This window comes from Paenibacillus algicola, from assembly GCF_005577435.1.
GTDB classification, from domain to species: Bacteria; Bacillota; Bacilli; order Paenibacillales; family Paenibacillaceae; genus Paenibacillus_AQ; species Paenibacillus_AQ algicola.
Genome location: NZ_CP040396.1, coordinates 2,345,728 through 2,360,920 on the forward strand (window position 1 = coordinate 2,345,728; position 15,193 = coordinate 2,360,920).

Here is a 15,193-nt window from a genome sequence, read left to right on the forward strand (position 1 = left end):
ACATGGATCTTGGAAAAACGACAAAAAAAGCCAATTCCTGTACGGCTCAGGAATTGGCTTGGTGTTTACATCAGGTGCTTCTGCTTCACGAATTGTAGTGCCTTTTGAATCGCGTCGCGGGACACAGGCTTGCTAATATACTCGTTCATTCCTGCCTCCAGGCAATGCTCCCGGTCCCCTTTGAGCGCATTGGCCGTGACAGCAACAATGTACGGCTGCCTATCCTCGGGAATAGATTTACGGATTTCCTGGGTTGCAGTCAAGCCGTCCATCACAGGCATATGAATGTCCATGAATACAATATCGTACGGATGACGGGTTAGTGCTTGCAGCGCCTCTTGTCCGTTCGTAGCCACCGAGACACGGTGGCCCATCTTCTCCACCATTTTGCTAAGCACAAGTCTGTTAATCTCATGGTCCTCGACTATAAGTATTCTAGCAGGCTCCAGGTCTTGGTCATAACCTTCCTCCTGAGTCTTGGCGACTTTCATCTTCCCTTCCTTTAGAGGAAACGTAAAATGAAAGCGTGAGCCGCTCTTGCCATCACTATCCGCACAAATCTGTCCGCCCATCATCTCCACGATCCGCTGACAGATGGAGAGTCCGAGTCCGGTTCCCTCATGCCGCTTCATCATGAAGCTGTCAATCTGTGAGAAGGGCTCAAAGATTACCTTCAGCTTATCCGGAGGAATACCAATGCCAGTATCCGCTACCGTGAACAAGAGCATGTCGTCATCGCCACGGCGAGCCTTGGAGACCGCTACCGAGATTTCCCCGCTCCCGGTGAATTTCACCGCGTTACCGAGCAGATTCAGCAGCACCTGCTTTAGACGATCCGCATCACCGAGCAAATGCTCGGGCACATCGTGCTGGATGGAGTATGACAGCCTGAGCTTCTTCACTTCGGCCTTAGCCGACACAATGGAAAGGCATTCCTTCACGATCCGCTGGACATCGAAGATTTGCTCATGCAGCTCGCTTTTTCCCGCTTCAATCTTCGATAAATCCAGAATGTTATTAATAATGGAGAGCAGCGATTCCCCGCTCTGGCGAATGATGCGCAGGTACTCTTTGTGCTCCTCCTCCAGATCAGAATCCAGCAAAATATCCGTCATCCCGATGACACCATTCATCGGTGTCCGAATTTCATGACTCATCATCGCCAGAAACTCACTCTTGGCCTTATTGGTGGCTTCTGCGGTCTCTTTGGCCATAATCAGCTGCTTCTGCTCCGACATGTCCTTGCAGATCATATAGAACCCGATATTCTGCTCATTCACAAAAATCGGCGCAATACTTGTAAGCACTTCCACAAAGTGACCTTCCTTGGTCACCAGGGTATCAATTTCCTGCTCGACGGAGCTGTCATGCAAGGATTCCGTTAAAATGCGGTACACATGGCTCGGACCAATCAGATTGGCAAGCTCCATCCCGATCAGCTCGGTAGACACGTTGTACCCGGTCAGCTTCTCCGCCATAATATTCGCATTGATGATGTTGCCCTTCAAGTCAAAGGATACTACAGCGTCGTGATTGTATTTTTTTAGAGAGGTGTAACGCTCTACCGATTCCTGCAGTCGCTGCTCCGATTCTTTTTGCTTCGAAATATCAATCATCTGTGCGATATAGTACATCGGGACTCCTTGATCATCACTAAACAATCGCACAGAAAACAAGCCCCATATCAAATGGCCGTTACGGTGGATAAATCGCTTCTCAACCTGCAGCTCTGTCTCTGTGCTTCCGGTGAGCCCGAGAATTTGGTTCATAAGTGGAAGAGGTTCTTCCGGGTATGTAAACTCGGCAAGATGCTTGCCGTCCATTTCATGCTGCTGGTATCCAAACATACGTTCGAAGGCCGGGTTAACTGATAATATCAGCCCTTTATGATCCATCAGTGCAATTCCGAATGAGGCGAATTCAAATACTTGGCTATTCAGCGTTGGCTTATCCAGGTTAACACGGTGCATATGTGACCTCCACATGATCAGTGTCTCTCGCATGGTAGAAATAATAGGCTATATACCCAACAATCCGAGGGCTGAAACAGTCCTTTCAATCTACCTGTCTCATAGGATTGTAAGGGACTCTGTGATATTATGCAATCATGGAGGTTTAAGATGATAAACATACAGCGTTGGATGAGTCGACAGTATTTAAGCTTTTTTGTAACCTGGGGAGTGTTTCTTCCCTTCTGGACCGGGTGGCTGATGGAAGCCAAGGGCTTGAGTGTAGCCGAAGCCAGCCTGATTATGAGTCTGGGTCTAGCCATGAGAGGGCTGTCCACTCTGTTTTTGTTTCCCTGGCTGTCGGCCAGATACAGCAGTAATACCCTGCGGATCGCGATGTCGATCGCGACGCTGCTGGCTATTCTCACCTATATTCCGGCAGAATCCTTTATAGAGCTCATTCTTGCGACGGTGCTGGTGCATATGTTCTACCCGACCATTATGCCGGCGCTCGACAGTGCGGCAGGAATCCTGATTCAGCGCAAGCTGCTGAACAACTATGGACGAAGCCGATCCTTTGGCTCGGCAGGCTTTGTGATGGCGGGTGTGGTGCTTACCTTTTTTACAGGAACGTACGGTGACGGCGTGGTCTTATGGGCACTTATCCTCGGGATGTTTGTATTTGCCGTGCTAAGTCTGCTGCCTGCCCCTGAAGCTCTGCAGGAAGGAGCCTCGCTGCACCGCTCCCGTAACGGCATGCTGCAGCTGTTCCGTGTTCGTCATTTCGGAATCGTGCTGGCTGCCGTCGTTCTGCTGCAGGCGGCCCATGCCTCGTATTACAGCTATGGCTATATTTATTTGCAGCATATTGAGGTCCCTACCTACTGGATCGGGATCATCATAAACATTGCAGTGGTTGCCGAGATTATTTTTTTCGTGGTAGCCGACCGTTATTTTCAGAGCTTCTCTGCCGGGTCTCTGTTGAGTCTTGCGGCGATGGGCTCTACCGTGCGGTGGCTGCTCGTGTTCGCTTTTCCGAATGTGGTGGTGTTCTCGATCTCCCAAGCCCTGCACGCCTTCTCGTTCGCCATGGGTCATTATGCATTTATGCGATTCATCACGCACCATATTCCTCAGTCGCAAATTCCGAATGCTCAAGGGATGTACGGTGCGCTGGCATTAAGCTGGAGTACGGCGATATTAACGCTGTTCGGCGGGTTTCTATATGAAATTCAGCCCGGGTTTGCGTTTCTCGGTATGATTGTGTGTACACTGCCCTCCTTGCTCCTGGCCCTGATATATCGATCTCAAGAACGCAGAGCTGCTCTAATATAAAGTAATGCCCTCATCAGCAGAAGCTGTCCCCCAAAAAAAATGAGGTCATAAACTCAAATAAAGACATGGTAGAGTCTGGGAGGTTAGCCCAGCACCGCCATGTCTTTATTTTTGGTTTCATTTTCACTCAAGGAGCAAGAAGCTGACCCTTAAGAGGTTCTCTTGCTTTATAAGATAAACAATAGCAAAATTCCGACCGCAAAGCAGTAATAGGCGAAATACTTCAGGTTTCCTTTAGCCATCACGTTCATCAGCCATTTCATGGAAAAATAGGTCGTTACCAATGAAGCTGCAAAGGCGAGTACATAAGGGACCGCCATTGAGGCTCGTTCCGGGTTCTGGGTCAAATCGGAAACACTGAGAATGATCCCGCCGACACTGATCGGAATATAGAGCATGAATGAGAAGCGCAGGGCCGTCTCCTGCTTCATCCCTACCGCCATAGACGAAATGACCGTAGCGCCGGAGCGGCTGATGCCTGGAATCAAAGCAACCGCCTGGGCCAGACCCACAAGCAAGGCGTCACGGACGGAAAGGTCACCGTCTCTTTTTCGTCCCCGTAAATTTCGGATCAGCCATAAGGCGACCCCTGTAACAAGGAGTGAAATGCTAACCGTATGTATAGAAGAGAAGAATTGCTCGATCTGACTCTTGAGCAGGACTGCGGCCAGCGCCGCCGGAATCGTCCCGATCACCACATACAGGCTGAACATGAAATCGGACCGGTACTCCTTCTCCCGCGTAAGGATGAACTTCACAGTGGAAGAGATCAGGCGCGCAATGTCCTGCCTGTAAATGACAGCAATCGCAAACAAGGATGCCGTATTCGTCAGCACTTCAAAAAACAGGCCTTCTTGCTTAAGGCCCATCAGCTCCTGCACAATGACCAGATGACCACTGGAGGATACCGGGATGGGCTCGGTAATGCCCTGTACCATTCCTAGAAATAAATACTTTAACCATAACAATACATCCATTGAACACTCTGCCTCCTGCTTCGTCTTATCGACAATAATGATTCTCTCATTCTACATGAGACAGAGTTAGGACTTCAAATGGTCCGTTCAATGGGGGCTTCCTGAAGACTATACAGTAATAAACAAGCTGAATTCCTGACCCTGCTTCTCGGGCTCCTGAGCCATCGTATAGCCATGCTTCACGGCTTCCTCCGGCACGTTACGAAATGCCGACGGACAATCCGAGATCACCTGCAGTGTCTGGCCCTTCTTCATTCCCTGCAGCGCCTCTAAGGTATAGATAACGGGATACGGACAGGATTCGCCGCGTAAATCCAGTGTGAAATCAACGGACATGGGTTGCACCTCCTTTCGTAAAGCCTTTTCCGAAGCGGTAATGCCGCTGCCATACGGCTGCAATAGCGTAGAAGACACCAAGGACTAGCAGAGTCAGGAGCAGTGCCGCCGCCGGACCCATCACTGAAATCAGATTGACAGGGGCTCCGCTTTCACCCAGATAGCGATAGACTCCCAAGTGATCCCAGGAATAAGCAAGCGCCGTGGCGCCCAGAATATTTCCGATAAAGACGGGAACAAAGACGATCTGTCCCTCCATCATCCGGTACATCATCCCGGTTTCACAGCCCCCGGCCATGACGATGCCAAGACCGAACAGCAATCCCCCCACCAGCGTGCTGGGTGCCGCCAGCTTCGTGACCGGGTCCAAGCCTGCCACTAAGATGATAATCAAGGTGGCAATCGCGCTGACGGCCATACCAAGCGTGATCGCCTTGGTCATGGTCGCCCGGCCGCTAATCCACAGATCGCGAAATGCTGAGGTAAAGCAGATCTGACCGCGCTCGATCAGAATGCCAAAAACGGCGCCGAACAGCGCGGCTGTGCCCAGCATAAATTGATTGCTGGCGTAGAAATAAATGATGAGACCAAGATATAAAAAGCCCAGCACCGTCCCCCCTATGGGCTGACGTGATTTTTGCTGTCCGGTTGGCTGAGCCGTACCGCCAGCGCGCAGGACCGGCTTGCCTTTCCACCATTTCATATTCACAAGCTTCGCACCCAGGTAAGTGCCTCCGGCGGTAGCGACAATGAACAGCCAGGCGTGCAGAGAAAACTGCGGTACGCCAGTAAAAAATGCAGCCAGGTTGCAGCCCAGCGCCATCCGCGCACCGAAGCCGGCAATGATGCCGCCGGCGAGTGCCTGCACGTACCGTCTTTTTTGACGAGGAAAGCGGATCTTGAAATTGCTGCTCAGAAGCACGCTGATGAGCGCACCGATGAACATCCCCCAGACGATCCACCCGTCAGTCCGGCTCCAGGTAGAGCCGTCCAGCTTCACGAGACCGAAATAAGCCCAATCCGAAACATCCACACCGAAGAGCTCCAGAATATGACCTCCGAAGCGGGTAAACTCCCCGGTCACGGCCCACACCGTATGCGTAATGCCGAAGTACAGCGCACTGAAGATTCCTGCCAGCGCCATTACCAGATATGGACTCCAGTAATGTTTAAATCCGAAATAATACCATTTGTTCACGTTGCTGCTTCTCCCTCTCTCCTTATAAATGCTTCATCAGAAATTCATTTTACTATATTTTCGGAGAAGAGGTTGAGATTTTTTTCCATGCAGGACAAATCAAAAAAAGCCGCTTCCTTTACGGAAACGACCTCTGATCCTAAATTATAAACGATGATATTGATTCACAATTTCCTGATGGACGGGATGGTCCTCAAGGATTCCCGTAATCTCGGTGATTGTCGGAGTCAAGCCACGCAGTCTCAGGCTTTGCTGAATTTGAACCGCCTCTTCGTCCTCGGCTGCGTTAAAGCGGAGTGCTGCTGCCATGGACTTGGCTAGTCCTTGATACGGTAAACCGCGCTCAAAGGCCTGTAAAGCGGGAGAGACGAGACGGTCATTAGGGGAAAGCTTCCGAATTGGAGATCTGCCAATCCGCACAATGTCATCCTGCAGCGCCGGATTCCGAAAACGCTCCAGAATCTTCTGGATGTAGCTATCATGCTCCTTGGGGTCAAAGCCGTGCTTCGCTACCAGCACGGCTCCCGACTCCTGCAGGACCTGAACCAGCTCGTCTTTAATGTCCTGATGGGCCATCGCCTGCTGAATCGTGTCCAGCCCCTTCAAGTATCCTCGGTATGCGGCAGAGCAGTGGCCCGTGTTCACGGTGAAGAGCTTGCGCTCAATATACGGTGAAAGCTCCTTTACATACAGCACGCCTTCTACAGGTATGTAGCCTGGCAGCATGCCGGAAGCATCCACGACCCACTCATAAAATGGCTCCACCTCTACCATCAGCGGATTTTCATGCTGCTGCAAAGGGACAATACGATCTACAGCCGCGTTCGGGAAGGCGACAAGACCTTCAGCCTTCTGAATGATTTCACGAGCCAGCAATGGCTCTACGTGCTCTTTCAGCTGCGTACTGCCGCCGATCGCATTTTCACAGGCAATAATATGAAGCGGCTTCGGTGAAGGCTCAGCCAGCCGCTGCGATATGGCTGCCGCAATCGTCGGTGCAATATGCTTCAGCACGTTGACGCCGACCGCGGTTGTAATCAGGTCCGCTTCCGCCGCGGCTGCAATCGCTTCAAAGGGCTCCATGGCGCTGTTAATTCCGCTAACCCCGCGGACGATGATTTGCTGCGGCTGATCATCTGCCAGGACGACCGGATACTCTCCCTCCTTTTTCAGGGCACCCACTAGCGTGTCATTCACATCGACAAATGTAACCTGATACCCGGCCTGGGATAGCAGCAGACCGATAAAGCCCCTGCCGATATTCCCCGCCCCAAAGTGGACGGCCTTCTTCATCCCTCCAAGCCTCCTTCAAAGATTGAAATGATCTCATCAGCCGTTGCTGCATTCATAATATGCTCCAGGCTCTCCTCTTCGCTGAAGATCATCGCGACATTGGTCAAGATTTGCATATGGTCTCCACCTGCACCTGCAATACCGATCACGACAAATGCCGGCTCATCTCCACCAAAGTCCACGCCTTCCGGAAAGCGTACTACAGAAAGACCCGTAGAATGAATGAGCGCCTTGCCTTCCTTCGTCCCGTGCGGAATCGCCAGGCCGCTGCCCATGTAGGTGGAGGCGATGTCTTCACGCTCGACCATCCGATCAACGTACTCCGGATCAACATGACCGGCTTGAACCAGCAGCTGTCCGGCCATGCGAATCGCTTCATATTTATCATTGGCTTTGGCGTCAAGCACTACTTTATCTGCGGAAAGAATACTCATTATGAACACACCTTTATCATTTATTTTTGAAAAAGCTCAGCAGCTCCGTGGACAGAAACAGCTTGATTTCCTGCTCACTTCCTTGCTCCATTAAAGTGACAAGCTCTGGCCGGAGCAGCATGGCACTAATCTCGCTCAGCACCTCCAGCGCTTCCTTCGGCAGCTCCTTCGGTGCCAGCATTAGCAGCATCACACGCATATGGTGTCCGTCCCCCATCGGTAAAGGCGCTTGGAAACGGAATAGAGCTACAACAGGCTCCTGGATATGATGACTGCGCGTATGAAAGAGGGCCAGAGAGCTGTCCGGGATGAGCAGACTGCCCTGCCGCTCCCGCTCCAGCAGTAAATCGGTGACGGCAGCGGGATCCTCCAGCAGCTGCGCTTCCCACAGCTTGGCACAAGCGGAGATCAATACCTCTCGCAGCTCATGGCTCTGTGAATCCAGACTGTAGCTGTGAAATCGCTCCAATAGCAGCACCATTTCCTGCAGCGTATGCTGCAAGGAAATCATTTCATCCATGGGCTGTACCGTAAAGATCTGCTCTTTTCTATTACCCGGGTTCGTACCCGCAATATTCATCTGGTGCAGCGTCGTGGTTCTGATATACTCCATCAGCTGCTCCAGATCTTCCCGGCTCAGCAACGGACTTAAGCGAATATAGCGCTCTTTAGGAAGCGGCAGGTCTATCGTAGAAATGATCAGATCATATTCTTCCTCCGGAATTCGGGCCGCTTCATACCAGGAGCTGTTACGTATAATCTGGATTTGAGGAATTTCCTTCTCCAGCCTCGTGGCGAGCAGCTGAGTCGAGCCAATGCCGCTGCTGCATACAAGAATGGCCCGTACCTCCTGCTGGAGCTTCTGCAGACGCTCTAAGGATGCACCAAAATGCATCGTCAAAAATCCGATTTCCTCCTCCGGTACGTCCAAATCCCACTGCAGTCCTGCTACCGCCTCCTTCACGGTGAGAAACAGGTCTCCATAATCCTTGCGAATCGAGCCCAGCAGCGGATTACGGATGCTTGCACCTTCACGAATCCGTTTCAGCGCGGGATCAATATGCTGCAGTAATCCCTCGCGCAGCGATTTGTCGCCTTGCAGCGGATAGCCTGTCATCTGTGCGACCCTGTTAATGAGCTGATGAATTTGTTCCAGCAGATGCAGATCGGTATACATAAAATAAGGCGATGCCCCTTCTAGCTGCAGGGTGTGAAGCAAATATGCGATATGCTCTACCTCTGCCGAGCTGATGGGAAGGCCGGTGTCCGCGGCTAGCTGATCTGCCAGCGCCTGAGCCTGCGGCATATAAGCTGATGAGCCGGCTTTGGAAGCTGGTGACGCTTCAACCTCCTGACCCTGCTGAATCCTTTGCAGCGACACAGACAAGGACAATATCAGCTGGGTATAGGCCTGTTCACTCAGCTCGTTTACCCACCCGGAGCTGCTGGACCATAGAATATGCTCTGCATTCAGGACAAAGGGCTGTCCTGTCAGGGTCAGCAGATGCTGCTTCAGTGGAGGCTGCTGCTCTCTGCCCGCGATCCAGTCCGAAGGCTCAAGATGGTCCTTGGCGAGCTGACAAATGGCTTTGCGCTTGTCTTCCTCCTGGCCGCCGATCTCAACGCCATATCCCCGCCGGCGTACCAGCTCCAGCCGAAATTTGTGCAGCCAAACCTCCAGCTCGTTCAAATCATGGGTGATGGTTTGCGGCGTTACCTTTAAGGTATGCGCCAGGGCGAACAGCTTGAGCGGCTCATTCGCCTGAAGCAAGAGCAGTAAAGTGACGAGCCTTCGCTCCTCAGCAGAGTAGTGAGCCGTCATGCTCTCAGTCAGAGCACTGGCAAGGCTGCTTCGCGCCTCCGGTGTTCCTTCCAGCTCAATGCCTTTGCCGGACTTTTTCTTTAATGTTATTTGAAAACGGGAAAGGAAAGGCTCCAGCCCTTCCATTTCCCGGTATATGGTGCGCACGCTCACACGAAGATCCAGCGCCAATGCAGATGCTGTGATTTCGCCGTCGTGCTCTAGCAGCAGCTGAATAATCTGTCGCTGCCTTGCTGTCAGTTTGTTCAACAACGATCGCCTCCAGTATGGCGGACCCTGCCGGTATGATACCGGCATGTACACATCCGTTACCCTTTAAGACGATCCACCAGCTTGTCATATTCAGGGCTTTTCAGGAAATTTTCGATGGAGATATGCTCCGCCGCAGGAATTTTTGATTTCGCCCGATCAGTCAACGTTTTTTGCGTAATGACGATATCTGCATCATCCGGGATTTCACTAATGGCTGAATTAACAACGGTCACATTGACGTCAGCCTGCTGCATTTTCTTACGAAGCACCGAAGCTCCCATGGCACTGGAACCCATGCCGGCATCACAAGCGAATACAATCTTGCGCACTTCTTCGCGCTTCAAATGCTGGGCCGCCTCTTCTACGGACTCCGCAGCACCGGTTGCAGCCGCTGTGCTATCACTTACCCCTGCCTGCTTCATATCCTTCAGCTTGGCCGATGCTTCTTCAATATTGCCGTTTTCCTGCTTCTTGCTCGTCTTCAGGAAGAACACGGAGAGCAGGAACGAAACGACAGCCGCCACAACCACACCCGCGATCATCGCAGCATAGCCGCCTTTAGGTGTCACTAGCGCATAGGCGATGATGCTGCCTGGGGATGCAGGACCTGTAAGTCCGGCACCGAGCAGCTGGAATACGAACGTACCAGATACACCGCCCGCAATGACAGCCAGGATCAAACGTGGATTCATCAGGATATAAGGAAAGTAAATCTCATGAATGCCGCCCAGGAAATGAATCACAACCGCGCCTGGCGCCGATTGCTTCGCTGCACCTCGGCCAACGAGCATATACGCCAGCAGGACGCCGAGACCCGGACCCGGATTCGATTCCAGCATGTACAGGATCGACTGGCCGGCACGAACGGATTCCTCCACCGCGATTGGACTCAGTATACCATGATTGATGGCATTGTTCAGGAACAGCACCTTGGCCGGTTCAATAATAATATTCACCAGCGGCAGCAGATTCGCGTTCACCAGGAACTGAACACCGCCGGACAACAGGCTTGTCAGGGCTTGTACAGCCGGTCCAATTCCGGAGTAGGTGCCCAGCATAATCAGTCCGCCGATGATGCCGATCGAGAAGTTATTTACGAGCATCTCGAATCCTGCACGAATTTTGCCTTCAACAGCTTTGTCGAACTGCTTCAGAATCCATGCTGACAGCGGACCGACAAGCATCGCGCCGAGAAACATCGGAATACTGGAGCCGACAATGACCCCAATTGTAGCGATGGAGCCGATGACCGCGCCCCGCTTGCCATGAATCATCTCCCCGCCTGTGTAACCAATTAACAAAGGCAGCAGGTACGTAATTGCAGGACCTACCAGCACCGCTAAATATTCATTAGGGATCCAGCCCGTCGGAATAAACAGCGCCGTAATCAATCCCCAGGCAATAAATGCACCGATATTCGGCATAATCATGCCGCTAAGTAAACGACCAAATTTTTGAACACCGACTCTCAACCCGCGCGGTTGATTTTCGTTTACTGTGGATGTTGCCATCTTGGAGCCTCCTCAATACAAATGAAATCAGGATAAGCTTACATACTGCGTAATCTGTAAGCCCTTTGCATTTATGTTAAATCAAAAGTGACCTCTCTCACAATGAAATGAAAACACACTTTCGTCATGAATATTGTTGACAACTTTTAGCGTAACTAATGAGACAATTTTGTCCATGAATAGAGGGAGCAGCATAGCATGATTGACGAGCCTGTGACCATGAAAAAAACAACCTACCGCATTGACTATAATGATCCCTACTTGCCAGGAGCCAGCGGTTGCGACATGACACTGACCGCTACCGCATCGTTCACCAGTACTACGACTCTAATCGGTAGTGTAACCTTCACTGCCAGCATGTTAAAGATCATAATCAAATCGTAACATCGAAAACAGTACGAAATAGCGGAACAAAACCAGTTAGAGGTTGCAAAACATTGATTGGATATCCGAGATACGAAGAAAAGACTGGCGACCTGTGGGAAGATGATCAATAGTTTGATGATTATATTGACGACTACGAAGCAGAAAGACTTCATACCATTTATTATGAATCAAAATCGATGTAAGTTGCTGGCTTAACTGATGAATCCATGGTCTAGGTATAATATCCTGGACTAAGGATTCATTTTTTCATGTATAATCGAATTCTCATCACATCCGGTTATGAAATTCTTTTATAATATGTATATTAATATTAAGTAAGGAGGAATCTTCATGAGATACCGTTTAATCGGTTTCCTCTGCATTGTTACCGGAATATGCTTGGTGGCAAGTCAGCTTTTACACGATCAAAGCGAGCAGGGATATGTCTATCCACCCAGCGCTCAGGTAGACCCTTATCCTGCAGAAAATCAATCTTCGGATCGTCAAATGATTGCTGATGGATGCTCGCCTCCCTATAAGACCGTCACGACTGAAGTGTCGGAGGCTGAGGCTAAAAAATTACGCGAAGAAGCTGGCTATTCATCCGAAGGCGTAAGTGGAGGAATCATTGTCGAGTCCAAAGAGACCGATTCTTGCTCTTGAACAAAACTGAGCGATCAGATTCGAGCGTTCGCGCTTGAGCTATCTAACAAGCCGCCTCAATAGCCATTCTAATGGCACATTGTGGCGGCTTTAAACAGCTGTATTAATATGAGGAAAAGTGCATCCGAAATACCTGATCCATATTGCCTGGGACTTCCGAGCTTTTCAGCGTTCTTACTCAAGGCTGCTGAAATTTGTTTATTGGAGCAATGAGGATACTTCTGCTTAATTAGTGCTGCAAGCGCGGTTACATGAGGCGTTACAAAGGGAGTGGCATTTTAAAAGAACGATCTCATCATTAAGATCCAGCGTGTAAACATGTCTGGTGCAACTAAATCAACTTCTTTTCCTGTGTTGCTAAATGATTGACGAGCCTGTGACCATGAAAAAAACCTGCATCCCATTCACGGGGATACAGGCCGATTCTTACCCTAAAGGCTCAGTGCGCATGATCATATTCAGTATAGACGGGCCGATCCGGACCTGGCTCTGCTAAAGACCACGCAGCACCGAGAAGCACCACCGCAGAAACGGTTAAAACCGGGATGACCCATTTCCAGGAAAAGGACAGCATACGGATCGCAGGCGCCATCATTGCTAAGACCGGAGCTATAATAATCATGCTAAAAAGATGAATGGACGGCGGGAGCATGAGAAATACGATATGCAAAATGGAAGTGAACAGCAGCAAGGGCAGAAGTGACGAACCGAAAATCACTAGCACGGAGACCTCTGCCGCAGAACGTCCGGACTCCTGAGTTCGTGCCGACAATCCCATCAGCAGCAGCAGACCGGCTAGCGGAACCGCAAATAAATAGCTTGCTCCCGTCAGCCATAGGGTTGACGCTGCGAGCAGGATCAGAACAACGACGGAACCCCCCAGCATCATTTCGAGCGAAGAGGATTTAGGCTGCAGCCATCGGGTACAGGCAATATGAATGGCTGCTGTAAGCAGCACGAACACGAGACTGTACAGAATGGAATCGTACACGGCTCCCGTAAATTGAGTCATGGAGCTTGCCCATAGCTTATGGACTGCCAGCCACACCAAGTAGCATACTCCCGTAGACATCAGTCCTGAGAATAACGGAATGGCCGCTCCCCAACAGCTTCCACGCCAGTGAGCCCGCTTGCTTCGCAGAAGCCAGACGGCAAGTCCCAGCCACATTAGAAACAGGAATACAAGGATACTGATTGCAAGGCTTGAAGGATAATGAAATAGCATGCCGAACAGATTGAAATAGATCTGATTGTCCGGATTCTCAAGTGAAGAGAGGTCCAGATTGCCGAAATGCCGGGCGATGGACAGCACATTCTCGCCGTGGTGCTGCAAGGTATGTAGTGAAACCTGATCTATATTGTCTAGTGGTGTATGGTAAGCCTCCCACCCTTCTCCAAAGGCAAAATTGATGCCGGGATGACCGTACTCCAGCGCGACAGTAAGGTCGGTGTCGTTCGGCATTTTTTTGTACAAATCGACGAGCACGGAATTTCCAACCGGCTTGGAAGCCGTCTTGGCATACTCTTCAATCAATCCGCGATTTCCCTCGCTGGTCTGAAACATAAAGCTGGCCCCTCTGGAGCCGCGGGCTTCAAAATTCGCAATCAGTCCAAAATCCTCTTCCTCATGCTCCTTGAAGAAGCCCTTCGCCCCAGCAAGCCCAATCTCCTCGCCGTCAGTCAGCACAATCCAGATATCATTGCGTGGAGCAGGTCCTTGCTGCAGGACTCTCGCCGTTTCCAGCAAGGCTCCGACACTTACTGAAGCGTCATTGGCACCAGGCGCGGTAGGGACGGAGTCATAATGAGTCATGAGCAGCAGGGGCTTGCCGTTCTCCGTTCCGGGAATCAAGCCCCGCAGGTTCGTGAGCTCCATCTCGGCATTGATCCGCCGGGTTACAACACGGGAGGTAAAGGTGTGCTGCTCCGGATTCAGTCCCAGCAGCTCCATTTGTTCTACCAGATAATTGCGCACCTTCAGGTTCTCCTCAGAACCGCTCGGGTGAGGCTCTTGGGCGATCTGCTGAATATGACTCATCGCTCGTTCAGCTGAGAACTGATCCAGTGGAGCACTGGCCGGTTTAGGGGCTGTCGGGGACTCTGCCCACAGCACGGCGGTGATGATTAGAACCGTGGAAAGAAGAAACACTATCGGTGTCCATGGCCTGTAAGGGGACGTCGTTACAGCGGCTGCAGAGCGCTTGCCGAGCGCTTCGTTTTGAACTTTGACAGTCTTCACGGTCATCATCTCCTCGTTTTTTATTTAAAAGCCATAGATGTCATTTCTAGTTTGTTTATTACAGATTTAGCATTTGATGATGAGGTTATTATACCAAACATATCAAACCATAAATACCATATATTAAAATTTAATAGAAGACTTAAGTAATATTTTCTTTGCATATACTCACAGCAAACAGGCAGCCCATCATGGGCTGCCTGTTTATACTGATGCAATTAACAACGGAGTGATTACCCTTGTTCCGCCGCAATAGCATCGGCGCGGGTCACATGCACGGTGCCGTACGGATGCTCGGGTGGAGCATAAATTACGTACAGCTTGAGCGGCATAGGGCCTGTATTGGTAATATTGTGCCAGGTTCCGGCCGGTACGATAATGGCATAATCATCACATGCCATCACTTCAAAGTCCAGCTGGTTTGCAGAGGGTCCCATCTGAACCAGACCCTGCCCTTCTTCGATCCGCAGGAATTGATCTGTGGAGGGATGCACCTCCAGACCAATATCTTCTCCGGGAAAAATGCTCATTAGTGTGACCTGAAAATGGTCTCCCGTCCATAGTGCCGTGCGATACGTCTGATTGCGCTTGGAGGCCTCATCGATGTTGATGACTAGCGGTCTTTTGCCATAATCGACGAGCTTAAGCTGGCCGTGACAGGAACAACTATCTTGATATGCCTGCGGATGGCCGGGATGGTACGGATGAAAACCAGGATACATGACGCACTCTCCTCACTCTTAAGGTCATGAAAAAGCCGATAATGTATCCTATGCATATGCCCAGCCTATAGACTCATGGATTTACAACAATCGGAA

12 protein-coding genes and 1 pseudogene are annotated in these 15,193 nt (G+C 50.7%); 2 read left to right on the forward strand and 11 right to left on the reverse strand.

Annotation, left to right across the window (positions count from 1 at the left end):
* Nucleotides 1-65 precede the first annotated feature (65 nt).
* The gene (locus E6C60_RS10825; RefSeq protein WP_138225865.1) at nucleotides 66-1,970 is read right to left on the reverse strand and encodes a PAS domain S-box protein; all 1,905 of its coding nucleotides are present in this window, start codon (nucleotides 1,968-1,970) and stop codon (nucleotides 66-68) included.
* A gap of 153 nt (nucleotides 1,971-2,123) precedes the next feature.
* Between E6C60_RS10825 and E6C60_RS10830 the strand changes: the two genes are divergently transcribed.
* Complete coding sequence (locus E6C60_RS10830; protein WP_138227750.1) at nucleotides 2,124-3,284, forward strand: MFS transporter; 1,161 nt, start codon at nucleotides 2,124-2,126, stop codon at nucleotides 3,282-3,284.
* Nucleotides 3,285-3,451: 167 nt separating this feature from the next.
* Here E6C60_RS10830 and E6C60_RS10835 read toward each other — a convergent pair whose 3' ends face one another.
* The 7 genes from E6C60_RS10835 to E6C60_RS10865 form a co-directional block, all read right to left on the reverse strand.
* Entirely contained in the window at nucleotides 3,452-4,261 is an 810-nt protein-coding gene (locus tag E6C60_RS10835; RefSeq protein WP_138225866.1) for an undecaprenyl-diphosphate phosphatase, read from the reverse strand.
* 108 nt (nucleotides 4,262-4,369) lie between these two features.
* Complete coding sequence (gene yedF, locus E6C60_RS10840; RefSeq protein WP_138225867.1) at nucleotides 4,370-4,597, reverse strand: sulfurtransferase-like selenium metabolism protein YedF; 228 nt, start codon at nucleotides 4,595-4,597, stop codon at nucleotides 4,370-4,372.
* Entirely contained in the window at nucleotides 4,587-5,741 is a 1,155-nt protein-coding gene (gene yedE, locus E6C60_RS10845; RefSeq protein WP_138227751.1) for a selenium metabolism membrane protein YedE/FdhT, read from the reverse strand. Before yedE ends, yedF begins: the two co-directional genes overlap by 11 nt.
* Before the next feature lie 198 nt (nucleotides 5,742-5,939).
* Nucleotides 5,940-7,088: a mannitol-1-phosphate 5-dehydrogenase gene (locus E6C60_RS10850; protein ID WP_138225868.1), complete on the reverse strand. Its 1,149-nt coding sequence runs from the start codon at nucleotides 7,086-7,088 to the stop codon at nucleotides 5,940-5,942.
* The gene (locus E6C60_RS10855) at nucleotides 7,085-7,522 is read right to left on the reverse strand and encodes a PTS mannitol transporter subunit IIA (protein ID WP_138225869.1); all 438 of its coding nucleotides are present in this window, start codon (nucleotides 7,520-7,522) and stop codon (nucleotides 7,085-7,087) included. The genes E6C60_RS10850 and E6C60_RS10855 overlap by 4 nt, the downstream gene beginning before the upstream one ends.
* A gap of 16 nt (nucleotides 7,523-7,538) precedes the next feature.
* A complete protein-coding gene (locus E6C60_RS10860; RefSeq protein WP_175415272.1) occupies nucleotides 7,539-9,593 on the reverse strand; it encodes a BglG family transcription antiterminator in 2,055 nt (684 codons plus the stop codon).
* A 59-nt stretch (nucleotides 9,594-9,652) separates the two neighbouring features.
* Nucleotides 9,653-11,107, reverse strand: a complete 1,455-nt coding sequence (locus tag E6C60_RS10865; protein ID WP_138225871.1) for a PTS mannitol transporter subunit IIBC — start codon at nucleotides 11,105-11,107, stop codon at nucleotides 9,653-9,655.
* A gap of 717 nt (nucleotides 11,108-11,824) precedes the next feature.
* On the opposite strand from E6C60_RS10865, the gene E6C60_RS10870 reads away from it, so the two are divergent.
* Nucleotides 11,825-12,136: a hypothetical protein gene (locus E6C60_RS10870; RefSeq protein ID WP_138225872.1), complete on the forward strand. Its 312-nt coding sequence runs from the start codon at nucleotides 11,825-11,827 to the stop codon at nucleotides 12,134-12,136.
* Between the two features lie 68 nt (nucleotides 12,137-12,204).
* Here E6C60_RS10870 and E6C60_RS21605 read toward each other — a convergent pair.
* The 3 genes and pseudogenes from E6C60_RS21605 to E6C60_RS10885 all read right to left on the reverse strand — a co-directional run.
* Nucleotides 12,205-12,396 (reverse strand): annotated as a pseudogene (locus E6C60_RS21605) (S8 family serine peptidase); the annotation flags it as partial.
* A 179-nt stretch (nucleotides 12,397-12,575) separates the two neighbouring features.
* The gene (locus E6C60_RS10880) at nucleotides 12,576-14,375 is read right to left on the reverse strand and encodes a M28 family peptidase (protein ID WP_233280981.1); all 1,800 of its coding nucleotides are present in this window, start codon (nucleotides 14,373-14,375) and stop codon (nucleotides 12,576-12,578) included.
* 233 nt (nucleotides 14,376-14,608) lie between these two features.
* Entirely contained in the window at nucleotides 14,609-15,097 is a 489-nt protein-coding gene (locus tag E6C60_RS10885; protein ID WP_138225873.1) for a cupin domain-containing protein, read from the reverse strand.
* Nucleotides 15,098-15,193 lie beyond the last annotated feature (96 nt).